Origin of the sequence: Paenibacillus sp. P22 (assembly GCF_000469945.2) — a bacterium.
GTDB lineage: Bacteria > Bacillota > Bacilli > Paenibacillales > Paenibacillaceae > Paenibacillus_O > Paenibacillus_O humicus.
Map to the genome: position 1 here is coordinate 23,854 of NZ_CBRA020000074.1, position 24,069 is coordinate 47,922.

Below are 24,069 nucleotides of genomic sequence, written 5' to 3' on the forward strand. Positions count from 1 at the left end.
CCTGACTGTTCCGACAATCAGGCGGGAAGGGGAAACCATGATGCCGGCATCCAACGATTGGATCATTCTGCTGAGAGGAATCAACGTAGGCGGAAAGGCGCGAGTCCGAATGGCTGATCTCAAGGAAGCTCTGGAGGCAGCGGGACTGATAGAGGTGAAGTCGTATATCCAGAGCGGCAATCTGATTGCAGGCCGCGGCGGGACGGAGGATGAAGTGAAGGCCTTGATCGAGGGGGCTTTCAAGGAGAGATTCGGATTTCATTCGGAGGCCATGCTGCGTACAGTCGAGCAGTGGAGCTCCGTCCTTGAGTCGCTTCCATTCCGCTTGTCGGAGATCGAGGAGGCCGAGTCGAAGGAACAAGGAGAAAGCCTCTATGTCTGCTTCCTGCACGATGCTCCCGCAGAGGAGGCGGTCGGCATGCTGCGCGGGCTCGAATCGGCCGAGGAGAGGTTCGCCGTCCGGGGAAGGGAAATCTATCTGCTGTTCCACGGAAGCATCCGGGATTCCAAGCTGGCGGTCAAGCTTGGACGTCTCGCGCCGAATTCGACGGTGCGCAACTGGAAGACCGTAGTGAAGCTGAAGGAGCTTGCCGACGGGCGCAACACTCCTTAACTGGCTGGACGCAGGAAGGCTTGCAGACTCGCAAACGCTGTTTTTAACCGGACTGCCTGTATGGTATAGTTGTAGGGCTGATTGTGAACATAAACGACTTTATACCTGTATAGGCCCATACCGGAGGTTTCCTTGATGAGCAGAAAGAAATTCAACGCCCCAAAAGCAAAGCCGCCGGCAACCAGGCAGTATGCCGTTCAAGAGCCGGCGGAATTGCTTGCTTTTTTATTGATCAAGCTGTCCGGCGCCGGACGCAACTCGGTGAAATCCATGCTCGCGCGCGGTCAAGTTTCCGTTGATGGCCGCCCTTCGACCGCATACAACCTGCCACTTGCTCCCGGTCAGACCGTGACGGTCCAAACCGAAAAGACGGTAGAGGCTCCGCCCCTAGCAGGGTTGTCGATTCTCCATGAAGACGATCATGTCATCGTCATCCGCAAGGATGCGGGACTGCTGTCCATCGCATCGCCGAAGGAAGCGGAAATGACCGCCTACCGCCAGCTTATGGCCCATGTCCGCGCCAAGGATCCGGCCGGCCGGATTTTTGTCGTGCACCGTCTTGACCGGGATACCTCCGGCGTGATGATGTTCGCCAAAAGCGAGGATGTCCAGCAGAAGCTTCAGAACAACTGGCAGGAAGCGGTGAAGGAGAGAACGTACATCGCTCTGGTAGAAGGCAGAGTATCGAAGGCGGAAGGGACGATCTCTTCCTGGCTGAAGGAAAGCAGCACGTTGAAAATGTATTCCAGTCCGCATCCCAACGGCGGGCAGCATGCCGTGACCCACTACAAAACGATTCAGTCCAGCCCCGGCTTTTCGCTGCTGGAGGTCAACCTGGAGACGGGACGCAAAAACCAGATCCGCGCCCATATGGAAGAGCTGGGACATCCCGTCGTGGGCGACAAGAAATACGGCTCCAAATCAAAGGCGATCGGCAGGCTCGGGTTGCATGCAAGCGTGCTCGCTTTCATCCATCCGGTGACGGAAAGCCTGATGCGCTTTGAGGCTGACATGCCGAAGTCGTTCTTGAGTCCGTTTCGGACCGGTTCGGACAAGAAGAGCTGATTCCTTGGCGGAATGCTGATATCCACTTGTTCAGCAGGAATGCAGAGCCGTTTAGCAGAATGGATGCTGAGCGGCTTTTTTCAATTTGTTGTCAACGGCTTCATCCAAAAAGGAGGGATTCGCTCATGCCTGAACCGAAAACGAAAGAAACCGACGACAGCGTCCTGGAGTTCATTGAAAACGTCGATTCCGTCAAGAAGCGCGAGGATGCCTTCAAGCTGCTGCAGCTCTTTGCCGAGACGACAGGTTATCCGCCGAAAATGTGGGGACCGAGCATCATCGGATTCGGCAGCTATCATTATAAATATAAGTCGGGTCATGAAGGCGATGCTCCGCTGGTCGGATTCTCGCCTCGCAAGGCCAAGATCAGCCTGTATTTCGCGACGGGCGATACCGAGCGGAAAGCCATGCTGAAGGACTTCGGGAAATATACGGCAGGAAAAGCCTGCGTCTACATCAATAAGGTGGAAGACATCGACACGGACGTTCTAAGGGCCTTGATTGCCCGGTCGGTTGCGTTTTTGAAGGAGACTTATCCGGGAAACTGACCGGCGCGCTGTTGTTGAAAGGCTTAGGGTGGCGGGAAGGAAAATGGAAGGGAGCGGAAAAAGATCAGCGCCAATCAATGGGATGCGGAATGGGAAGTATCGGAGAGGCTGGCTCGCCGCTTGATCGAAAGTCAATTTCCGGCGTTATCCGGCAAGACCGTCGAAAGAATCGGTTATGGCTGGGACAATACCGTCTTTCGGGTCGGATCGGAGACGGTGTTCCGCTTTCCGAGAAGAAAAGTCGCCATAGACCTTCTGGAGCGAGAGTGGAGGATTTTGCCGCAGCTTGCAGAGCGTGTATCGATTCCGTTTTCGAGGCCGTTGCATTTGGGAAAAGCGAGTCCGGATTTTCCGGCTTCATTTCTCGGATACAGCTATCTGCCGGGCCGATATCCGATCGGGCTGAGCGATGAGCAGCGCGTCCGGTCCTCATCCGCGTTGGCTGTTTTTTTGAGGCAGGTGCACGCATTTCCGACCGAGACCGCCTTGGAATGCGGAGCGCCGAGCGATCATCGCAATCTGCTCGACATGGAATCGCGAAAACTCAAGATGCTGGAATGCCTTCCCAGGCTTGCAGCCCATATGCGCGATGATGAATACCGTTCTCTCCGCCGTTATTTGACGGAAGGAGGCGCCAAGCTCGCAGCCGGCAAAAAGGTGTTCCTGCATGGAGATCTTCACTTCAAGAACATGCTGGTTGACGATAGCGGACTCATATCGGGAATCATGGATTGGGGCGATATGAATGTCGGCCATCCGGCTTGCGATCTCAACATCGCCTATAGTTTTCTGCCATCCCATGCCAGAGAGCGCTTTTTCGAAGAATACGGCGAAGCCGATCAGGAGACGAGGGAACTTGCGCGGCTGATCGCGGTCTACATCCCGATGCTCATCATGCTGCAGGCTGTCGAAGAGAAGGATGCCGGGATCGTCGCAGCCGCGAAGGATACGATACAGCGGGCGCTCTCGGATTGAGCCGATGCATTCAGGGAGAGTATACTCAACTTTACTTTATCGCAGAGGGAGAGAAGGCCATGGATACTCGCCGGCTGAATCAACTTCATCATCACAAGCAGCGTTAGCACACCTGTATACAAACAGGGTGGGCTAGCGCTGCTCGCGTTGGCCTCCTTGCGGCATATGGAGCGCGCAGGACCATAAGGTCCTGCGCGCTTTTTTTATCTCAAAAAACAAAACGGAAGGAGCGGCAGAATGCAAAATGTAAAAGGAACTTACGATTATAGGGGCAAAGAATAGGCGACCGGAGATACGGCTGCGTCCATCTTGAAAGCTGCTGCAGCTTTGCGGAGAGCCGGCATAAGGACCAGCACGGATCTGAGCAGGCGCAAGCTGAAACAGCGAGCCTGTGAACGACAGGCTAGAACTCGATTCCTCTTACCTTGGAATAAACCATCGTATCCCTCGGGCTTCCGCTTGGATCGATGGAGTGACGGCGAAGAACTCCCTCCTGCATATAGCCGCAGCGCAACGCGACTGCAGCGCTTCGGCCGTTCCGGGAATCGCAGCGGATTTCAATCAAGCTGGCCAGCACTGCGGATCGAGGCTTCGGACTCGTCCGGCGCAGTTTCGCCCAGGGCATCCACGGACGAAGCTCCTCGCTGCTTTCCTTGACGGCTTCGTTCACAGCGGCCCCATCATCCCGCAGGGGGGCGCGAATAAGCAGCCGCTCGCTTTCAAAGCTTTCTGGGATGGATAGCAGAATGGCATCAAAATCATTGATCTTCATCGAAACACGCCTTCCGGAAAATATCCTCCAGCATAGCATTGAAAGGGAATAATTGGAGGTCCAGGATCATTCTGCATGTCGGCTGTCATCTGCGCGATGCGGAGAAGAACAAGAAGAGCGGGATTCTCCGGCGCCTCTCGTAGGTATCCGCGGAATGGAACCGTTCCCGGACGGGATTCGACTCGCGCAGGCTTCCGACCGCCAAGCCGGCCGCTTGAAGGGCGGAAAAATAATGCTCGACGGTTCGGTGAAACTTCCTGACCGTTGTGCCCAGCCATTGCTGCTCCCGGAAGCCTTCATCGAAATACCGGTCGACGGTCCAGTCGGTTCGGGTCCCCGAAGGCTGAAGAGTGGAGGTGATGACGGGGTGCTCGACGGAGAACACCAGCCGGCCGCCGGGCTTCAGCGATTGGACAATCCGTTCCAGCACGGCTTCCAAATCGTCCACATAGTGGAGCGCCAGCCTCGACAGCACAAGATCGTAGCTTGCCTGCGGATCGCTCCAATCCTCCATCGAGCTGTGGATGACATCGCCGGCTGTGCCGGCAAGCGTCCGCCGGGCGAGCTCCGACATCGCCGCCGAGCCTTCGACGCCGGCATAGGAGGCGCAATTCCGCTCCAGCAGCTCCGTGCCGAAGCGGGCGTCGCCGCAGCCCAGATCCAGAATGCGCAGCCCTTCCGGGTCGCCGATCAGCTCCAGCATCACGGGCTTTTCCAGGGTGTCGTTGGCATTGTCCACGCTGTTTCTGCGGCTCATATAGGCCTGCAGAAAATGCTCGTCATCATAATAATCATGTCCTCGCTCCGATATGGGAATCCCTCCTGTTCGGTCCACATTATACCAATCCCATCGTATTTTATATATGGCAAAAAATAAGGAAGCCCCGGATTCTGTCCGGGGCTTCCTCTCAGTTCAGATGGTTCAGCAAGCCGCTTGTTTCAAACAGGCTGCCTGTGTTGAACAGGAACAGAATCTGCTCGATGCCGTTCGCCGCCGCGTAATCGCCGATGCTGCCGTTGTAGTACCGGGGATCGATCACATGGATTTCCCTGGCATGAAGAGCCAGGAAAGGAATTGCGCTGTGGGCGTAGGAATCCTTGACGACGAGCAGCTTGTCCAGATCGGCCCTGGCCGGAGGCAGCTCCGTCCGAATGACGGAAAGAGCATGAACGCCTCCGAGGAAGTAGGAATACTGATCCTTTTGGGCTAGATAGCTGCCGTCGTAGAGGCTGTTTTTCGTCTGGCCCGTGTCCAGAATCGTCATCGTCAGCGGATAGGAGACTTTAGGGACATAGAGATCGATCTCATCCGGCTTGAGGCCTGCGAACTGGCCGCGGGTCTGATAGCTGCCGAGAAACGAGCTGCTGACGGGGCGAACGGTGAAATCCTGCTCTGTCAGCGGCGTCCAGTTCATCGAACGGGCATAAGCCCGGTAAGCGAGAAACGCTCCGTACGTCGTCCAGTGATGGTCGGTCCGGTAAAAGAGCTGCTTGGATCCGGCAGCGGCATCTAGGAATGAGAACCCATTCAGAAAGTGGATTCCGCGGCCTTGAAGCAAGCGGCCGAATTCCTTGTTGACTTCGCGCTGGGAATCATGGGGAGCTCCGGCTGGCAGCCGATCCGGATCCATTCCGACCGAGTTCGGGGAGAGCATGAAGGAAATGTCCAGATCGGGATGGTGCCCGGCAAATGTCTTCAGCTTGTCCGCGTAGGCTTGCATAACGTCAGACTGGGGCTTGCGGTAGGCCTCGAACAGCCAACCGCCGCTGCCGAGGTAAACGCCGTTGTTTTCCCTTTGCCCCCGCAGCGTCTCCAGCCGGGACTTCAGCCCGATCCAGCCGTTGCGCCATGGAAAATGATCGGATAGGTAGGCTTCCGTTTCGTCGGCGAATTTCTTGCTGCTGACCGATTCCCAATCCAGACGCGGAAAGGCTTGCAAATAGCGGTTTTCCAATTCCGAAAAGGAGCTTTTGGGGGTAACGGCCAGCAGGACGGAGACGCCGAGCAGCATGCCGGCAAATCCGCAGGCCAGCAGCCGGTTGTAGGTTCTGCCGCGCATGACCGCACCTGCTCTCCAAGGAAGTTAGAATCGGAAATAAAGAAAGGGATTGAAGGTCGCATCCACGAGATAGGCGGTGGACAGCAGAAACAGCAGCGCCAGCATGATGAGCTTGATCACCGGAAGCAGCTTGGCTGATCTTGCGCTGGCGGCAAGGCTGGCGAATCGGATCTTGAACCGGCTCCAGTTCAAGGAAGCCAGCACAAGAAGGAGCAGCAATACGGCGTTGCCGGAAGCGAGGTACCCGGTCTGCCCGTCAGCGAGCGGCTGGCCGTGGATTCCCGCCATTGCGCCGAGATAGCCGATGACTTGGGACAGCGATTCGAAGGCGAACAGAACCCATCCGACCAGAATCAGCGCCACAGCATACAGATGGCCGACGATTCGCGGCCATTGCTCCAGCTTGCGGAGCAGCCAGACTTTCTCAAGCATCAGAATCACTCCAAAGTAAAGCCCCCACAGAAGGAAGTTCCAGCTCGCACCATGCCACAAACCGGTGAGCATCCAGACGATGAGAATGTTGCGCAGCTGCAGCGGCAGGCCGCGGCGGTTGCCTCCAAGCGGAATGTAGACATAGTCGCGGAACCAGCCGCTCAGCGACATATGCCAGCGGCGCCAGAAGTCCGTGATGCTGCGAGCGGTATAAGGCTTGTTGAAATTCTCGTTGAAGCGGAAGCCGAACATGAGCCCGAGTCCGATCGCCATGTCGGAATAACCGCTGAAGTCGAAGTAGATCTGAAAGGCGAAGGCGGCAATTCCCAGCCAGGCGGTAAGAACGGGCAGCGATTCCGCGGGGGCTGCCGATACGCTGTGCCAGAGAAGCCCGATATTGTTGGCCAGCAGCACTTTTTTGGCGAGGCCGATCAGGAATCGCTCTACGCCTTCGGCGAACAAGGCCCAATCGGACTTGCGCTCCGTAAGCTCCTTCTCCACGGTGACATAGGCGACGATAGGCCCGGCGACAAGCTGGGGAAACAAAGCCACGAATGCGGCGAAATCAAGCCAGTTCCGCTGCGCCTTCACCCTGCGCCGATAGACGTCGACGATGTAGGACATCGACTGGAAGGTATAAAAGGAGATCCCGATCGGCAAGGGAAGATCCGGCAGCGGGAAATCCGTACCGATGAAATCGTTCACGCTTCCGATCAGAAAATCGGAATATTTGAAGACGGACAGCAGAGCCAGGTTGACGGCGATCGAACCGGCCACGAGGGCTTTGCGCGCCTGGGCGCTCCAGTCCTCCTTGCCGAGCAGGCGGCCGAAACCGTAATCCATCGTCGCGGAAAACAGCATCAGCAAGATGTAGACCGGCTCTCCCCAGGCGTAGAAGAGCAGGCTGAACATCAGCAGCACGACGTTTTTGAGCCGCTTGGGAGAAGCATAATAAACGACCAGCACCGCAGGCAGGAAGAGAAACAGGAACAGCAGGCTGCTGAACACCATAGCGGCCTACCCGTTACTTGGAAGCGTCGAAAAATCCGTCGAACGCGGCCTTCAGTTGTTCGCTCTTGTCCGAGATCAGGAAGAGCACATAGCTGCCCTTGACGTCGATGACGTAGCTCTTGGCGTTCTCATACTGGTCGGGCAAATAGTTCTCGAACTGCTTCTGGACGTCGGCGGCGCGCTGCTTGAGCGCATCCTGGACAGCTTTCATGTCTTTGGCGTCCTTGACTTTCAGGACGGCGATTTCATTCGTCTTGACATTCATGAGAGGAACCTTGATGGCGAAATCCTCCAGAAGCGACGGATCGATATGGTACTGCTGCTCGACTCCGTCCTTGTCGACATCCGCGAAGGCCGGCTGTTCGATCTTTTCCAGCATGCCGGCAACGATATCCTTGGCCGACTGGGCCGGCTCCTTGGGAGTCGACGGAGCGGGAGATGCGGACGGTGCCGGAGATGCCGATGCGGAAGGGCTCGGACTATTTGTGGCCGCATTCGAAGAACAGGCGGCAAGCGCGATGGCGGCGGAGAGAAGCAGCAGGGCGGATAAGCTTTTTTTCATGATCAGGAACTCCCTTGGGTATAAGATTCTATGTTGTTCAAGGAAGATAGACGGTCGAAAAATGTCGAATGTTGCGAAAGGAATTAAATCCCAATGGGCGCGCCTGAGGTTCGGATTCGGAGATAGGGATCAGCTCTTTGCGAGGCATCTGTCCATTGCCAGCCTGAATCGGTTATAATGGATGGGAGAATCCACAGGAAAGCGGGAGTACAATGGGTCGCAAATGGAACAATATCAAGGAAAAAAAAGCTTCGAAAGACGCCAATACCAGTCGGATCTATGCCAAATTCGGCCTTGAAATCTATGTAGCCGCCCGCAAGGGAGAGCCGGATCCGGAGTCGAACCGCGCCCTGCGCGTCGTGCTGGAGCGCGCCAAAACGTACAATGTGCCGAAGGCGATCATCGACCGCGCCATCGACAAGGCGAAGGGAAGCTCGGACGAGGTGTACGAGGAGCTCCGCTATGAGGGCTTCGGCCCGAACGGCTCCATGGTCATCGTCGATGCGCTGACGAACAACGTGAACCGGACGGCTTCGGCCGTGCGCGCGGCGTTCAGCAAAAACGGCGGCAACATGGGCGTCAACGGCTCCGTCGCCTACATGTTCGACGCGACTGCCGTCATCGGCGTGGCGGACAAGTCCCTGGACGACATCATGGAGATCATGCTCGAAGCCGACGTGGACGTGCGCGATATCGTCGAGGAAGACGAGAACATTCTCGTCTATGCCGAGCCGGATCAATTCCACGCCGTGCAGGAAGCGCTCAAGGCCGCCGGCATCTCGGAATTCACCGTAGCCGAGCTGACGATGCTCGCTCAGAACTACGTGACGCTGCCGGAAGAAGCGGAGGCTCCGTTCGAGAAGATCATCGACACGCTGGAGGATCTCGAGGACGTGCAGCAGGTGTATCACAACGTGGAGTATGAGGAATAGAATCGCAAAGAGAAGGCCGTCGGCTCCCTCCTAGGAGCTTGACGGTCTTTTTTGCGAGAAAAATGGAGGTGCCGCTTATGCGCGCTGCACGTATCGAAAAGAATGATTTGACGCTCAATGCGATATATCGTAATCTCGAAGCAAGACAGTAACGATATATCGTATTGGAGGTTGAACATCGATGAGAGATAGGAGCCGAAGCCGGGAAGGACATAGCTTCCGGAGCGCCCGGCGGCATGGGTTGGATCCGGGCCGCGGACACGGCCCCGGCCGCCAGGATGGCGGACGGGGCGGACGGAGGCGGACGGGGAGGGCGGAGGCGACGGCGGAGGCCGGATGTTCCACCGGGGGCAGTTGAAGTATGCCGTGCTCCAGCTGTTGAGCCGGGAGCCGATGCATGGCTATCAGCTCATGAAGACGATGGAGGAGGAGAGCGGCGGCAGTTATATTCCCAGCGCCGGCTCCGTATATCCCGTGCTTCAGAAGCTTGAGCATAAAGGGCTGATTTCTTCCGAAGCCTCGACGGATAGCCGCCGTTCCTACCGGATCACGGAGGAAGGACGGGAGGATCTGGCAGAGCACCGCCGCAGGATGGGAGCCGATGCCGATGCAGGCAAGCCTTCCTGGCAGGACTGGAGAAAGTCTCACGCGCAGCGTATGAAGGAGATTTACCATCGGTCTCTTGCAGCTGCGGAGGAATACGGCGGCGAAAAGGGGCCTGACCTCAGCCTGCTGGATTGGAACAGCATGATCCAATACGGAGTCGAGCTGATGGCGCAGAAGCCTTCCTCGCCTGAGGAGACAGGAAACACTACGCCTTTGGCGGACGCTTACGCAGCTCTGAAAGCATGGCTGGATGGACTGGAGCAGGACGGAGAAGATGACGTTCAGCCGGGCGAGGCCGAGGCTGCCGGAAAATGATCAAGCTTCTGTCGTCGAAGCTCTCGCCTTATCGGTGGGCGGTCATCGCAGCGCCGCTGTTCATGCTGCTGGAGGTCGCGATGGATCTGCTGCAGCCGAGATTCATGGCCGCCATCGTCGACCAGGGCATCGTGAAATCGGATCCGTCCCAGGTGCTGCGGACGGCTCCTTACATGCTCGGCGCAGCCCTTGTCGGCCTGGCAGGCGGAGTGCTGTGCACGGTCTATTCTACGCTCGCTTCGCAGAATGCCGGGCATGATCTGCGCGCCAGCTTGTACGGCAAGGTGCAGCGGCTTGGATTGGACACCGTCGACCGCTTCGGAACGGGCAGCCTGCTCACCCGGCTCACCGGAGATATCGCCCAGCTGCAGCAGGTCATCCTCGTCGCGCTCCGCATGCTTGCCCGCAGCGTGTTCATCGTTGCCGGCAGCATCGTCATGTGCATCGTCATCAGTCCGAGGCTGTCCCTCGTGCTGATCGTCATGATTCCGCTGCTCGCGCTGCTTCTGGCGTTCACGACCCGCCGATCGGTTCCGCTGTTCGGATCGGTGCAGAGAGCAATGGATCGGGTCAACACAATTCTGCAAGAGAATCTATCCGGCATCCGGGTCGTCAAGGCGTTCGTGCGCGCCGCTCACGAGCGGGAGCGGTTCGGCTCCGCCAACAACCGCTTCCTGGATGCCAGCCTCCGCGCGGCCCGGCTTGCCGCGCTCAACGGTCCGCTGCTCGCCATCGTGCTGAATTTCAGCACGGTTGCGGCGCTCTGGTACGGCGGAGCGCTCACCCGCAGCGGGAGCCTGCAGCCCGGGGAGCTGGCCGCATTTCTGACCTATATCAGCCAGCTACTGTTCGCCACGATGAACCTCGGCAACCATCTCATGACGATCGGCCGCGCTCAGGCATCCGCGAGGCGGATCCAGGAAGTGCTGCAGGCGGAGACAAAGGAATCGGCCTATAAACCTGAGATCGCAATGCCAGCGCGGCCCGAAAAGGGAGCTCCATGTCTGGAGCTTCGAGGCGCCGGGTATCGATATCCAAATACGGATGGACGATCGCAGCCGGCTGCGCTGGCAGGAATCGATCTGTCCATCCGCGAAGGAGAACGAATCGGCATCGCCGGCATCAACGGAGCGGGCAAATCCACGCTTGCAGGGCTGATGGCCGGTCTGCTGAATCCTGCCGAAGGAGAAGTGCTGCTGGATGGAATTCCATTGAAGCAATGGGATGCCGGAAAGCTTCGCGAGCGGGTTGGAATCGTGCTGCAGCAAGCGCATCTGTTCAGCGGCTCCATCCGTGAAAATATCGCCTACGGCCGTCCAGGCGCAGCGGCGGATGACATCGAAGCGGCTGCCGATGATGCGCAGGCCAAGGCTTTCATCGATGCGATTCCTGAACGCTACGAGGCGATGCTCGGCCAGCGCGGCGTGAACCTGAGCGGAGGCCAGAAGCAGCGGGTCGCTATCGCCCGGACTCTGCTCCTGAAGCCGGATATTCTCATCCTGGATGACAGCTCGAGCGCGCTGGACGCCTCGACGGACGCCAGGCTGAGAGAGAAGCTTGAACGAAGGGAGCATACGACCCTGATCGTCATCTCGCAGCGCATCTCTGCACTGGCGGGAATGGACCGCATCGCGGTCCTCGAAAATGGAAAATTGACCGCAGTCGGCAGCCACGAGGAGCTTCTCGCCAGCAGCGTTCTGTACCGGCAGCTGTCCGACTCCCAGCAAGGAGCGTGATCGCATGTCCAAGCCCCAATCCCCTCTCAAGAGGGTCGGTTCCTATCTGAAGGGACAACATCGTTCCGTTCTCTTCATAGCGATTCTCACAATCGCCGCTTCCGCCTTGACGCTTGCCGGACCTTATCTGCTCGGGCGAGCCATCGACGGCTTCATTATTCCGAAGGAGAGGGCGGGCCTCACACGTGCCTGCCTGCTGCTGGCAGCCGTCTATGCGGCATCCGCTTTTGTCGCCTGGATTCAGGCGCGCCTGCTCGCCTCGGTGTCCCAGAGAACGGTTTGGAGGATGAGAGGCGATCTGTTCAGCCACATCCAGAATCTTCCTCTTCGCTATTTTACCGGAAAAAAGCAAGGCGATCTCATGAGCCGGGCGACCAACGATATCGAGAACGTATCCAATACGCTCAACCAAAGCCTGGTGCAGCTGCTGTCGAGCGCGCTCTCGATTGTCGGCAGCTTCGCGGTCATGATCTGGCTGCAGCCGCTGCTGACTGCGGTCGCCATCTCGACGGTTCCTCTCCTATTTCTCGCCTCCAGGCGCATTGGCGCGGCGACGAAAAAGCAATTCAGGCTGCAGCAGCTGGAGCTGGGCGCCATCAACGGCTATATTGAGGAGACCGTCTCCGGACGGCGGATCGTCACGCTGTTCAATCAGGAAGACCGTGCAGAGCGGCAGTTCGGCGAGATGAACGGCAGGCTGAGAACGGCGGGCGTCAAAGCTCAACTCATTTCCGGCCTCATGGGACCGTCCATGAATGTGCTCGGCCATCTGAACTACCTGCTCATCGCCGCTGCCGGCGGCTGGCTGGCGGCCGGCGGCCATGCTTCGGCCGGCGTCATCGTCAGCTTCCTGGCCTATTCCAGGCAGTTCAGCTCCCCGATCAACGAGCTGGCCAACCAGTACAACCTCATCCAGGCAGGAATCGCCGGAGCGGAGAGGGTGTTCGAGACGATGGATGTCCCGTCGGAGCATGACGGGCCGGAACCGTCCGAGCCGTTGCCGGGCTCCGGCCGTTCTCTCCGGAATTCCGCGGTGACGTTCGACCGGGTCGGATTCGCCTATTCGCCGGAGGCTCCCATCCTCGAGGAGATCAGCTTCCGCTCGGAGCCGGGCAGCATGACCGCTCTCGTCGGACCTACAGGAGCCGGCAAGACGACGATCATGTCGCTGCTGGCCCGCTTCTACGAGCCGACCTCGGGCAGCATCTTCATCGGCGGCGAAGAAATCGGGAGCATGGACAAGAGAATGCTTCGCTCCCGCATCGGCATCGTCCTGCAGGACAGCGTCCTGTTCAAGGGGACGATCCGCGACAATATCCGCTACGGCCGTCTCGACGCTTCGGAGGCGGAGATTGAACGCGCGGCCAAGGCTGCCTCCGCCCACGGCTTCATAACCCGAATGCCGGACGGCTACGACACGGAGCTGTCGGCCGACGGCGGCAGCCTCAGCCAAGGGCAGCGACAGCTGCTTTGCATCGCCCGTACGCTGCTGGCCGATCCCGATATCCTTATCCTCGACGAAGCGACGAGCAGCGTCGATACGCTGGCCGAGCAGCGCATCCAGCAGGCGATGGCGGTTCTGATGGAAGGAAGGACGAGCTTTGTGATCGCCCATCGGCTCAGCACGATCCGGGCTGCGGACACGATTCTGGTCGTTGACGGAGGCCGGATCGTACAGCAGGGCAATCATGAACAGCTCTCTTCCGTCCAAGGGCTGTATCGGGATTTGCACACACGGCATTTCCAGAGCGTATCTTAAAGGCTGCAACAAGGAAGCCGGGAAGGAGAGGACGATTATGGAGCTTACGTATCTTCGTACGTTTGTCGAGGTTGCGGACAGAGGCAGCTACACGGAAGCCGCCGAACGGCTCGGCTATGCCCAGTCGAGCGTAACGGCCCAGATCCAGAAGCTGGAGGAGGCTTACGGAGCCGTCCTGCTGGAGCGCCGGGGGAGGAGGATGGCGTTGACCGAATCCGGGGAGACGCTGCTGGGCTATGCCAGGCAGATTCTCAGCCTTCATGCGGAATCGAGGGATGCTGTCGCTTCCGGCGGCAAAGGCACGCTTACGATCGGGACGATCGAGACGGTCGCCTCATATTACTTGCCCAAGCGGCTGCAAATCTTCGGCCAAAGCCACCCGGATATGAACGTGGCTCTCGTGACCGGCAATGAATCGCAGATCATCAAGATGGTCAAGGAGGGCAGTCTGGACGCCGGCTTCATTCTCGATCCGCCTTATGCCGATCCCGAGCTTCATGTGCGCTTGATCCAGGAGCAGGATCTGCTCATCGTGACCTCTCCGGAGCATCGCTTCGGCGCTAGGAACACGCTGTCCCTGCGTGATCTGGAAGGCGAATCCGTCATCCTCACCGAGGAAGGCTGCACATACCGAGCCTTGCTGCTGCAATCGCTCCGCAAGGAAGCGGTGCCATGCAGGCTCTCGTATGAATTCGGCAGCCTGCAGGCGATCAAGCAGGGCGTCGGCTACGGGCTGGGCATCGCTCTTCTGCCGAGAATCGCCGTCGAGAAGGAGATCGCGAGCGGCCAGCTTCATGCCGCGAGGCTGGACCGTTCGGAGTTCCGCTTCTGCATCCAGCTGCTTTACGCCAAGCGGAGAAGGGTTTCGCAGGCGTTCGAGGCCTTTGTACATGTCATGAGCGGCTCAGGCTCTATCGGTGAAGAGACCGCTATCCATCGAAACGAATGATGCCAGGAATCGAAAACGGCCGATAACGGCAGCGGTCAGGTTCATGATAAGCTGGCTTCACGAAAGGTTCCACGAGAACCGACAGGAGGCTGAAAGGATCATGACAAGTTCTATCGCATCATCTCTCGTTGAAGAAACTCCCTTCGCGGCACCGCTTGAAGCCAGCCGCCATTTTGCCGCCAGGCTGGCGGTAGAGACGGATCCGTCCGATGTGCACCACGATCTGAAGCATGGAGCCGGCTCGTTCGTGCTGGTAGACGCCCGTTCGCCGGAAGCTTATGGAAACGGCCACATTCCCGGCGCCGTCAGCCTTCCCCACAGGCTGATCAACGCCGAATCGGTCCAGTCCCTGGACCCGCAGATTCCGATCGTCGCCTACTGCTGGAGCCCGGCCTGCAACGCCGGAACGAAGGCGGCCGCCAAGCTCGCCGCGCTCGGATTCCAGGTCAAGGAAATGATCGGCGGCATCGAATACTGGCGCCGCGAAGGATTCGAGATCGCGGGCAGGCTCGGAGAGGACGCGCCGCTCATTGGATAGCGGAGCGAATGGGAAGAAAAGAAGCCGCCTGCGCAGGCGGCTTCTTTTTCTTCCCAAGGAATCCGATAGGATGAGCCGGCATGCCGCCTATTGTTCGGCACCCGGCTAAGTCTTCAGAAAATAGGGGTTCCGATGAGAGGCTGCCGCCCGTCTACGAGCGTCCCTTGCGGCAGCGGTATACCCGTTCCGGCCGCCCGACTCCGTAAGTCAGGTCCGCGTCGATCGTACCGAGACCGACCAGATACTCCAAATACCTGCGGCTGGTAGAGCGGCTGAATCCGATCAGCTTGGCGACCTTTTCGGCCGACATGCCGTTCTTGTCGCCGGCAATCGCCTGGTACACCTTATCGAGCGTCAGCTTGTCGATTCCTTTGGGCAGCGGCGAAAGGTCTGCCGGTCCAGGGAGCTCTCCCGCCCGGGTGAGCAGGCGGTCCACGTCATGCTGCCCGATGCTGTCGGCTTCGTGCAGGCGCGAGAGCTCGCGATGGTAATGGGCGTATCTTTCCATCGTTTCCTTGAGCCTGTCGAATACGACCGGTTTCATCAAATAGTCGAAGGCTCCGCAGCGGATCGCCTCCTGCACCGGTCCGATCTCGCGGGCGGCCGTGATCATGACGACATCGGTGCTGCGGTGCAGCTGCCGGATATGGCGAAGAAGGTCCAGGCCGCTTGCGGGCGGCAGGTAAATATCGAGAAGCACGAGCTGCGGCTCCAGAATTTCAAGCTGAACCTTGGCCTGTGCTTCGTCGGCAGCGATTCCGCATACCCGGAAGCCGGGAATCTGCTCCAGAAACCGCCTGTTGATCTCGGCGATGCGCAGATCGTCTTCGATAATCAGCACTTCAATCGGCATGTCGGGCTTTTTTTGCTGTTCCATGACTTCAACCTCCCGTTATTCCGGATGCTTCGGCACCGCCGCTATAAAGATCGTTCCTCCGGTTGGCTTGCGGCTGTAAGTCACCATGCCCCCAAGCCTCGTCACGGCCTCATGCACAAGATAGAGGCCGATCCCCCGATCGTCGCCTTCTTTGGTGGAGATGCCTTTATGAAACACCGTCTCGCCAAGCCCTTCCGCCACGCCCGCGCCATTATCCTCGCATTCGATGATGAGATCCTTGCCGAGATCGGTCAGCAGCAGACTGACCCGCCGCTCTTGCGGCGAAAGGCCGCTGCGTGCCAGCACAGCTTCCATCGCGTTGTCCGCAAGATTGCCGATGATCGTCACGAGCAGGCTGCGGTCGAGCGACTCCGGCACATCCCTGAAGCTGCTCTCGGCATCGAGAGTGAAATTGACCTTGAGCTCCCTCGCATGATTGAACTTGCCGATCAGAAACCCGCCGATAACGGGATCTGGAATCTCGCGCATGATGAACTGCACCAGATTTTGCTGCATGCCGGCTTCGGTGTGAATCAGCTCCACGGCTTCCTGATACGATCCCAGCTGGATAAGCCCGGAGATCACATACAGCCGGTTGGAGAATTCATGCGTCTGGGCGCGCAGGGAGTCCGCGAACAGCCTGACCCTCGACAGCTCCTGCGCAAGGCGGTACAGCTCCGACTTGTCCCTGAAGCTGGAGACCGCTCCGGCTACCTCTCCCTTGCCGTCCAGCAGCGGCACCCGGTTGGCGACGACATCCTTGCCGCGCATCTGCATTTCCCGGTCCAGCTGGACCTCTCCGCTCCGCACGACTTCAAGCAGGCCTGTATTGGGAAGCACCTCTTCTATCGCTCTGCCGGTCAGATCCTCGTTCTCGGGCACCTGAAGAATATCCATGGCGATGCGGTTGGCCATCGTAATCCGGCCTTCCCGGTTGACGGCGATGACGCCTTCCCGGATCGATTCCAGAATCGCTTTCTTCTCCATGTACAGCGCGGCGATTTCCTTGGGCTCCAGTCCATGGATGGAGCGGCGCACGCTGCGGGCGATGAAGACGGCGCCGGCTGCTCCGAGCAAAAGCACGAAGGCGCATACGGCATAGACCTTGTGCTGGTAGGGATCGTCGATCCGGTCGATCTCCGAAGCGAGGAACCCGACGCTGACGATTCCGATGACTTGTCCGTTCTCAGCGAGGATAGGCGCCTTGCCGCGGAGCGACAGCCCCATGGAGCCTGTCGCTTCGGAAATAATCGCTTTTCCCTCCAGAACCGGTCCGTTGTCGCCTCCGACCATCGGCTTGCCGATCCGGTCCGCGATCGGATGGGAGAGGCGGATTCCGTTGCGGTCGCCGATGACGACGTATTCGGCTTTGGTTTTCAGGCGGACGCTTTCGGCGATCGGCTGGATGACACGGCTCGGCTCGGGCGCCAGGAGCGCCTCACGTATTTCCGGCATGACCGCCAGCGACTCCGCGACGGTCAGGGCCCGCACGCCGATCTGCTGCTCCACGACGCGGGTTACGACATAATAGAACGTTCCCCCAAGCGCGAGAATGAGCAGGGTCAGGAGAGAGCAGATGATGAGAATCAGTTTGGTTTGCAAACGCATGATGAAGACAGCCTCCGTTGGCTCAGGCCGGCATTCCCGGGAGCGAGAGAGCGGCGTGAACAAAATGAACAAAACGCCCGAAACGAATTCAATTCGTTTTATGTCCTTAACGTGGTTGGGCATGCAGGCGGATGGTATTATGAAAGCGCTTTATATGATAGGAGATCGGAATCGATCAGCTAAACTATACTACATGCAAAGGGGTTTTTGAAATGAATAAAAGACTGCTGAAGACAGCGGCTGTCCTGACTCCGCTGCTCATCCTGAGCCTGGGGCTTGCAGCTTGCGGCGATGGAGGGAGCGGAAGCTCGGCCAGCTATCCGTCCAGGTCGCTTACGCTGGTCGCTCCGTCGGGAGCCGGCGGAGGATGGGACATGACCGCACGGACCATTTCCAAGGTGCTGACCGAGAGCAAGGCGGTCACGAAAGCGATTACGGTCGAGAACAAGCCCGGCGGCGGCGGAGCCGTGTTCATGGCCGAATATGCAACGAAAGACAAGAAGGACGATTACAAGCTGTTCGTCAACTCGCCTCCGATTCTGATCAACAACTTGAAGAAGGAAGGCAATTCTCCTTACGGATACGCGGATACGACGCCGCTGGCGCAGCTGACCAAAGACTATGGGGCCATCGCCGTCGCGGCCGACTCCAAATACGAGGATCTGAAAACCCTGCTGGACGACATCAAGAAGGATCCTTCCGCATTCACGGTAGCGGGCGGCTCGGCGCCCGGCTCCATGGATCATCTGGTCTCGATCCTTCCGGCCTACAAATATGGGATCGATCCCAAAACGATCAAGTATGTCTCCTACGACGGAGGAGGGGAGGCGCTTACCGCCTTGCTGGGCGGCAATGCGGACGTGCTCGGTACCGATGCCTCTTCCCTGGACCAGTACGTGAAGTCCGGCAAGATCAAAGTGCTGGCGGTCGCGGCGCCGGAGCGGCTGGACAATCTGAAGGATGTGCCGACGATGAAGGAGCAGGGCATCGATGCCGAATTCCTGATCTGGCGCGGCATTTTCGGGCCGAAGGAAATGAGCGAGGGGGCAAAGGCCTTCTGGGAGGAGACGCTTGCCAAAATGAAGGATTCGCCGGAATGGGCGGCCGAAATGAAGGCAAACAACTGGCAGACGGACTACAAGAACTCGGATGAGTTCAAAACGTTCCTGGAAGACCAGAACAAGCAGCTGCACGATATGCTTGCGGCGCTCGGCATGCAGAAGTAATCCATTTTGAACCGAGGCTATCCGCCCGGAGAGAGGAGGAATCACGGTGAACCACAGCTTTGACCGATATGCAGGCATCGTGTTCGGCGCCATCGGCATTTTTTTCATGGCAGGCAGCAGCACCATCTCTTCCAGCGCTTACGGCAGCAGCATCGGAGCCAACATCTTTCCGCTTTTCCTGGGAGGATGCCTCCTGCTGCTCAGCGCCAAGCTGATCTATGATACTTTCCGCAAGGAACGCGCGGCATCCGCGAAAGCTTCGCTGGATTACAAGCGGTTCGGCATCATATTCATCGCGGCGGTTCTGTACGCCCTGCTGCTCGAAAGCGCCGGATTCGTCATTACGACCTTCCTGTTCCTTCTGATCGGGTTCCAGACGATGCAAAAGGGGCGCCTGGCAGCTTCCATCCTGATTGCAGCCTGCTTTTCATACGGCATCTATTATCTCTATGTCCATGTGCTCGACGGATCCCTTCCGGGCTTTCCGGCATGGCTGGGCTTATCCTAAGGGGGCGGCAACATGAGCACGATCGATTATTTGCTTCACGGACTCGCCACGGCCATGCAGTGGCATAATCTGCTCTTCGTCTTCTTCGGGGTCCTGATCGGCACCGTCGTCGGCGTTCTGCCCGGCATCGGTCCGATGAGCGGCGTGGCGCTGCTGATTCCAATCACCGCTACGATGACGTCGGGATTGTCGCCCGAAGAGGCGGCGACCAGCTCCATCATTCTGCTGGCAGGCGTCTACTACGGCGCGATGTACGGAGGCTCGACGACTTCCATCCTGCTGAACACGCCGGGAGAGTCATCGTCGGTCGTCACCACGCTCGACGGCTATCAGATGGCGAAGCAGGGCAGGGCGGGAGCGGCGCTTGCAATCGCGGCCATCGGATCCTTCGCGGCGGGAATCATTTCTCTGATCGGCCTCATCTTCCTGGCGCGGCCGCTGTCTGCCGTCGCGATCAAGTTCGGTCCGGCGGAATACTTCTCGCTCATGATTCTCGGCTTGCTGGCGATCAGCGGCCTGGCCGGCAAGTCGATGCTCAAATCCTTGATCATGACCGCATTCGGCCTGCTTCTGGCGACGATCGGCATCGACAGCGTGTCGGGAGTCGAGCGGTTCACCTTCGGCGTGCCGGAGCTGTACCAAGGCCTTGAATTCCTGACCGTTGCCGTCGGCTTGTTCGCTGTCGGAGAAGTATTCAAGACGATACTGGAGAAGGACAGCAATGAAGGGGAAATGGCGAAAATCAACCGCATCCTGCCGACGAAGCAGGACATGAAGGACAGCGCCGCTCCGATCGCCCGCGGCTCCGTGCTCGGCTTCTTCATCGGGCTGCTTCCCGGAGCGGGAGCGATTCTGGCTTCCTTCTTCGCTTATATCATGGAAAAGAAAATCAGCAAAAATCCCGAGCAGTTCGGCAAAGGCGCGATCGCCGGCGTCGCGGCGCCGGAATCGGCCAACAACGCCGCATCGGGCGGGGCCATGATTCCGCTGCTCAGCCTCGGCATCCCGTCTTCCGGCACGACGGCGATTCTCATGGGCGCCTTCATCATGTACAATGTCCAGCCGGGTCCCTTGCTGTTCCAGGATCACCCGCAGCTCGCCTGGGGCGTCATCGCCAGCATGTTCGTCGGCAATCTGATGCTGCTCATCCTCAATCTGCCGCTCGTCCGCATCTTCGCCAAGGTCATCCAGACGCCGGCGAAATATCTGATACCTCTGATCATCGTCTTTTCCGTATTCGGCGTCTACGCGGTGCAATATTCCACCTTCGACCTGCTGCTCGTCATGGGCTGCGGCCTGGCCGGTTATTTCCTCGCCAAAAACGATTTTCCGCTGGCACCGCTCGTGCTCGGCCTGATTCTCGGACCTATGATGGAGAACAACATGCGCCGGGCGCTGACGATCTCCAACGGGGATTTCATGATCTTCCTGGAAAAGCCGGTATCGCTCCTGTTCCTGTTCATCGGACTGCTGTGGGTGACCATTCCGCTCGTGCTGAAGCTGAAGGGTCGGAAGGTGCTGATCAACGAAGAAGCTTAACTTGGACGGAATGGAAGGCAAAGAGAGCTGATCGCCGATCAGCTCTCTTTTAATGGTCTCAAATCCTTTTCCGGATCCTTCCAAGCCAAGCCAGGCATCCGAGGAAGCGGCGACGGCGCGGCTAATCCACGGCAACGGGGCCGGGAACAAGATGTTGCGGCCCGGCTTTCCATAACGAAGTCGTGGACCAGCTCAGAAAAAGAATCAAATTCCAGGCCAGGCAGCCCCAAAAGATGATTCTCGAGCCGGCATGCTCCATGACGAAGCCGCTCAGGAGCATGGCAGCCGGCATGCCGAGCCGGAAAAACGTTCCGGTAATGCCAAGCACTCTTCCCATGAGAGCCGCGGGAGTCTGCTCCAGGCGATAGGTGTAGACCGTCACATTGCTCAGTGCTGCAGCCATGCCGTAAAGGAATGCGGCGATTCCGAACCAGATCGGGCCTTGGGAGCTGCCGAAGAGCAGATAGGAAGCCATGAACAGCAGCATGACGATGCCGTAGCATTTGCCCGTCCCCAGAAGCCGGCGCAGCCGGGGAGCGGCATAACTTCCCGCCAATCCTCCGGCGCCTGTCAAGGAAAGGATCAGGGCCAGCAAGAAGGAGGAAAGCCGAAGCTCATCCTTGGCGAAGTAGATCATGGCGGTTCCCGCTACCGTCATGCTGCAGTTGGCGAAAAGAATGAACAGCGTAAACGTCCGGAGGGGCTTGTGCTCCCGGAAAAAACGCCAGCTTTCGAGAAGCTCCGCTTTGAAGCCCGCGCCGGAGCTTCTGCCTGCCCCCTCGCTCAGCCGCAGCCAGGATATGGGGAGGAGGCAGAGAAGATACAGGACGGCGGTGGCCAGAAGTCCGCCGGACAGATCCGGCAGCAGCAGCAGGACGGCCGACAAGGCGGGTCCGGCCAGGCCGACGGTCGTCTCCACGGCCGAAAGCCTGGCGTTGGCTTGGCCGAGCTGGGAGTCTGGAACGGCAAGCTTCGTCAAGCTGCCTTGGACATTGAAATATCCGTATCCGAACGTCATGAGCAAAAAGCCGATGCCGTAATAGGCGGGCAAAAAAACGGTGCCGGTACGGTATAGCCAGACCAGAACCAGCAGCAGCAGTCCTTGGATAGCGATCATGCCGATCGTCCAGGCTTTTTTGTTGCTGCGGTCTACGAGAACTCCGATCAGGACGGCGAAAAACAAATTCGGAAGCAGCTCGGCGGTTCTCATCGTAGCCATGGCGACTGATGAATGGGTAAGCTCATACATCATCAGCGGCAAAATCAGCTCATAGAGCTTGTTCCCGGCGGTCATGAGAATGGCCGCTGCGAGAACGATCCGAAAACCTCCGTTCCGGCTTAGCGGAGCATCTTTCGATCCATCTCCTGCAATTCCTTTCACTTGCCATCTCTCCCTCAATGCTTTATGAATGAAGTATAGGGGCATCGTAATGAGCCAAAAAGGTCATTTATCAGGCCTACTTTTTCATCTTTTGGAGAGAAGCATGAAAATAACGGAGGATTATTTGCTTTTGACGCGCGCATTCCCGGAGGGAAGAAAGCTTTCTCCGGTTCTCGTGTCGAAGACGGAGCTGGCCGAAGCGTTGTTCTGCAGCGAAAGGAACGCCAAGCTCATTATCGGCAAGCTGGCCGCCACGGGCTGGCTCCGGTTCGAACCGGGAAGAGGGCGGGGAAACAAATCCAGGCTGTATCTGGATGCGGATCCCGCTCCGCTGCTCCTACAGGAGGCCGAAGACAAAGTCCGCGGCGGCGATGCCGAGGCTGCTTTCAGGCTGATCGGGGAATATGCCGGGACGGACGCCGTCAAGCGGGAGTTCATGGATTGGTTTTACCGGTATTTGGGCTATCAAAGCGATGGCGGATCGAGCCGGGTCGTTGAAAAGCTGCGGCTGCCCATCTACAGGCCGATCGTGTCAATGGATCCGGGAGAAGCATTTTATGCTTTGGACGGTTATCTGGTGGAGCTGATTTTCGGGACGCTCGTATGCTGCGACGACGACGAGAGCGCAATGATCAGCCAGGGAATCGCCCATCATTGGGAGTACGATGAGGCAGGCATGTCCTGGACCTTCCATTTGCGCAAAGGCATTCGCTTCCACCACGGCCGGGAGCTCGATGCCGAGGACGTGAAGTTCAGCTACGAGCGTCTCAAGCATACCGCTCACGCCTGGGCCGTTCGCAGCATCGGCAGCATGGAAGCCCTGTCGTCTCATGCCATCCGGATAACGCTGAAGGAGCGGGACAGTTATTTCCTGCGCGTGCTGAGCTATTCGACATGCTCGATCGTTCCGAGGGATCTTTATGGCGCCGACGGCAGCGGCAGCCCGGAGCTGCCGGTCGGAACAGGGCCGTTCAAGGCGGTTCGCCGAACGAGAGGGAGCCTGCTGCTCCAAGCGTTCGATTCCTATTTCGGGTATAGGCCGCATCTGGACGAGCTTGAACTGATCGTGCTGCCGAATGCGGATAGTCTGGAAAAGAACGACGATGCCGGATTCGTTCATGTCTTGACCGGCGAGCAGACCCTTGCGGAGAAAATCGGCTGGAAGCATATCGGGATGATGAGCGGGACGAGCCTGCTTACCGTCAACCGCAGCATGCCCGGGCTTCTCGAGGATCCTTTTCTGAGGAGAGCGCTGAACGTCCTGATCGACAGGCAGGCGATGGTCACAGAGCTCGGATTTCCCCGCATATCGCCTTCCTCGGGCTTCGTATGGGGCAACGACGATAAGGGAGTCGATGAATTCGATCCCGATGCCGGCATGAAACTGCTGTCAAAATCAAATTATGCCGGTGAAACCATAACCTTGGCGACATTCCCGAGACATCAGAACGATGCGGAATGGATCTCCAGCAGCCTGTCCCAATACGGAGTAAGGGTGGAGGTCGTTCTTCACACCTGGGCCGGCATGCTGCTGCAGCAATCCGTCGAGGCGGCACATCTGATTCTGTTCGAAGCGGTTCTCAGCGAAGGCCCAATCCGCCTGCTGGAATACCTGCAATCCTCGACAGGGTTCATATCGAGCCATATGTCGCCGGAGACGAGGAGGCGGACGGAACAAATTCTCGGCCGATTCAAGCTCGCGGACACGGAAGAAACGCGTAGGGACTGTTTGGATGAAATTGAAGGCTTGCTGAAAAGCGAAGGGGATATCCTTTTTCTGAACTCCAAAGCTGTCAGCGCCATGACGCATCCTTCGCTTCGGGATGTCCGGCTCAGCCATAGAGGATGGGTCGATTTTCGAAACGCTTGGGTCATGCCGGATTCTAAGCAGATCAAACCTTAATTCATACATGTCATTAATTATTCATGATGCGAATATATAGAGTCGTTAAATTAGCGCGAATTCCCTGCCCATCAAGGATTTCCACCTCGCGTCCTTGATCGGAAAAGAAAGCCAAAAGAAGGCCGTTCCGGCATCCATCGCCTGGAACGGCCTT

The 24,069-nt window shown here is 58.2% G+C and carries 22 protein-coding genes; 14 read left to right on the plus strand and 8 right to left on the minus strand.

Translation table 11 applies throughout. The annotated features are described in order from the left end of the window. Positions 1 to 37: 37 nt before the first annotated feature. From BN871_RS11885 to BN871_RS11900, 4 genes are all read left to right on the plus strand, one after another. Positions 38 to 613, plus strand: coding sequence for a DUF1697 domain-containing protein (locus tag BN871_RS11885; RefSeq protein ID WP_048746173.1), 576 nt, complete (start codon positions 38 to 40; stop codon positions 611 to 613). 135 nt (positions 614 to 748) lie between these two features. Continuing rightward, entirely contained in the window at positions 749 to 1,678 is a 930-nt protein-coding gene (locus BN871_RS11890; RefSeq protein ID WP_048746174.1) for an RluA family pseudouridine synthase, read from the plus strand. A gap of 125 nt (positions 1,679 to 1,803) precedes the next feature. Continuing rightward, positions 1,804 to 2,226 (plus strand): DUF1801 domain-containing protein, encoded by a 423-nt coding sequence (locus tag BN871_RS11895; protein ID WP_048746176.1) that lies wholly within the window; start codon positions 1,804 to 1,806, stop codon positions 2,224 to 2,226. 120 nt (positions 2,227 to 2,346) lie between these two features. Continuing rightward, positions 2,347 to 3,201, plus strand: a complete 855-nt coding sequence (locus BN871_RS11900; protein WP_232312991.1) for a phosphotransferase — start codon at positions 2,347 to 2,349, stop codon at positions 3,199 to 3,201. Positions 3,202 to 3,604: 403 nt separating this feature from the next. On the opposite strand, the gene BN871_RS11905 is transcribed toward BN871_RS11900, so the two are convergent. The 5 genes from BN871_RS11905 to BN871_RS26195 all read right to left on the minus strand — a co-directional run bounded on the left by BN871_RS11905 (position 3,605) and on the right by BN871_RS26195 (position 8,038). After that, positions 3,605 to 3,973 carry a GNAT family N-acetyltransferase gene (locus BN871_RS11905; protein ID WP_021878749.1) on the minus strand — a complete coding sequence of 123 codons (369 nt, stop codon included), beginning with the start codon at positions 3,971 to 3,973 and terminating at the stop codon, positions 3,605 to 3,607. 85 nt (positions 3,974 to 4,058) lie between these two features. Then, positions 4,059 to 4,808, minus strand: coding sequence for a trans-aconitate 2-methyltransferase (locus tag BN871_RS11910; protein ID WP_332310215.1), 750 nt, complete (start codon positions 4,806 to 4,808; stop codon positions 4,059 to 4,061). A 73-nt stretch (positions 4,809 to 4,881) separates the two neighbouring features. Then, positions 4,882 to 6,033 carry a DHHW family protein gene (locus BN871_RS11915; protein ID WP_048746180.1) on the minus strand — a complete coding sequence of 384 codons (1,152 nt, stop codon included), beginning with the start codon at positions 6,031 to 6,033 and terminating at the stop codon, positions 4,882 to 4,884. Positions 6,034 to 6,057: 24 nt separating this feature from the next. Further along, the gene (locus tag BN871_RS11920; protein WP_048746182.1) at positions 6,058 to 7,476 is read right to left on the minus strand and encodes an MBOAT family protein; all 1,419 of its coding nucleotides are present in this window, start codon (positions 7,474 to 7,476) and stop codon (positions 6,058 to 6,060) included. A 13-nt stretch (positions 7,477 to 7,489) separates the two neighbouring features. Further along, positions 7,490 to 8,038 carry a DUF4358 domain-containing protein gene (locus tag BN871_RS26195; protein ID WP_083436401.1) on the minus strand — a complete coding sequence of 183 codons (549 nt, stop codon included), beginning with the start codon at positions 8,036 to 8,038 and terminating at the stop codon, positions 7,490 to 7,492. A 212-nt stretch (positions 8,039 to 8,250) separates the two neighbouring features. Here BN871_RS26195 and BN871_RS11930 point away from each other — a divergent pair, with 212 nt between their 5' ends. The 6 genes from BN871_RS11930 (at position 8,251) to BN871_RS11955 (ending at position 14,873) form a co-directional block, all read left to right on the plus strand. Beyond that, positions 8,251 to 8,970, plus strand: a complete 720-nt coding sequence (locus BN871_RS11930) for a YebC/PmpR family DNA-binding transcriptional regulator (protein ID WP_048746186.1) — start codon at positions 8,251 to 8,253, stop codon at positions 8,968 to 8,970. A gap of 336 nt (positions 8,971 to 9,306) precedes the next feature. Continuing rightward, positions 9,307 to 9,891, plus strand: a complete 585-nt coding sequence (locus BN871_RS26205) for a PadR family transcriptional regulator (protein WP_053086976.1) — start codon at positions 9,307 to 9,309, stop codon at positions 9,889 to 9,891. Then, the gene (locus BN871_RS11940) at positions 9,888 to 11,627 is read left to right on the plus strand and encodes an ABC transporter ATP-binding protein (protein ID WP_048746188.1); all 1,740 of its coding nucleotides are present in this window, start codon (positions 9,888 to 9,890) and stop codon (positions 11,625 to 11,627) included. The genes BN871_RS26205 and BN871_RS11940 overlap by 4 nt, the downstream gene beginning before the upstream one ends. Positions 11,628 to 11,631: 4 nt before the next feature. Further along, complete coding sequence (locus tag BN871_RS11945) at positions 11,632 to 13,386, plus strand: ABC transporter ATP-binding protein (protein ID WP_048746191.1); 1,755 nt, start codon at positions 11,632 to 11,634, stop codon at positions 13,384 to 13,386. A 37-nt stretch (positions 13,387 to 13,423) separates the two neighbouring features. Next, entirely contained in the window at positions 13,424 to 14,335 is a 912-nt protein-coding gene (locus BN871_RS11950) for a LysR family transcriptional regulator (protein WP_048746193.1), read from the plus strand. A gap of 100 nt (positions 14,336 to 14,435) precedes the next feature. Further along, on the plus strand, positions 14,436 to 14,873 hold the full coding sequence (locus tag BN871_RS11955; RefSeq protein ID WP_048746195.1) for a rhodanese-like domain-containing protein: 438 nt from the start codon (positions 14,436 to 14,438) through the stop codon (positions 14,871 to 14,873). 151 nt (positions 14,874 to 15,024) lie between these two features. Here the strand turns inward: BN871_RS11955 and BN871_RS11960 are convergent, their stop codons facing one another. Both BN871_RS11960 and BN871_RS11965 read right to left on the minus strand, forming a co-directional pair. Beyond that, positions 15,025 to 15,750, minus strand: coding sequence for a response regulator (locus tag BN871_RS11960; protein WP_021878737.1), 726 nt, complete (start codon positions 15,748 to 15,750; stop codon positions 15,025 to 15,027). 15 nt (positions 15,751 to 15,765) lie between these two features. Beyond that, entirely contained in the window at positions 15,766 to 17,358 is a 1,593-nt protein-coding gene (locus tag BN871_RS11965; protein WP_048746196.1) for a sensor histidine kinase, read from the minus strand. Between the two features lie 212 nt (positions 17,359 to 17,570). Here BN871_RS11965 and BN871_RS11975 point away from each other — a divergent pair, with 212 nt between their 5' ends. From BN871_RS11975 to BN871_RS11985, 3 genes are read left to right on the plus strand one after another with little or no spacing between them, the layout of a single operon-like run. Next, positions 17,571 to 18,584, plus strand: coding sequence for a tripartite tricarboxylate transporter substrate binding protein (locus BN871_RS11975; protein WP_048746200.1), 1,014 nt, complete (start codon positions 17,571 to 17,573; stop codon positions 18,582 to 18,584). Between the two features lie 46 nt (positions 18,585 to 18,630). Next, positions 18,631 to 19,092, plus strand: coding sequence for a tripartite tricarboxylate transporter TctB family protein (locus BN871_RS11980; RefSeq protein WP_048746202.1), 462 nt, complete (start codon positions 18,631 to 18,633; stop codon positions 19,090 to 19,092). A 12-nt stretch (positions 19,093 to 19,104) separates the two neighbouring features. Continuing rightward, positions 19,105 to 20,631 (plus strand): tripartite tricarboxylate transporter permease, encoded by a 1,527-nt coding sequence (locus tag BN871_RS11985; protein ID WP_021881627.1) that lies wholly within the window; start codon positions 19,105 to 19,107, stop codon positions 20,629 to 20,631. 121 nt (positions 20,632 to 20,752) lie between these two features. On the opposite strand, the gene BN871_RS11990 is transcribed toward BN871_RS11985, so the two are convergent. After that, positions 20,753 to 22,012: an MFS transporter gene (locus tag BN871_RS11990; protein WP_048746204.1), complete on the minus strand. Its 1,260-nt coding sequence runs from the start codon at positions 22,010 to 22,012 to the stop codon at positions 20,753 to 20,755. A gap of 103 nt (positions 22,013 to 22,115) precedes the next feature. Between BN871_RS11990 and BN871_RS11995 the strand changes: the two genes are divergently transcribed. Further along, on the plus strand, positions 22,116 to 23,915 hold the full coding sequence (locus tag BN871_RS11995; protein WP_048746206.1) for an ABC transporter substrate-binding protein: 1,800 nt from the start codon (positions 22,116 to 22,118) through the stop codon (positions 23,913 to 23,915). The last annotated feature ends 154 nt before the right edge of the window (positions 23,916 to 24,069 follow it).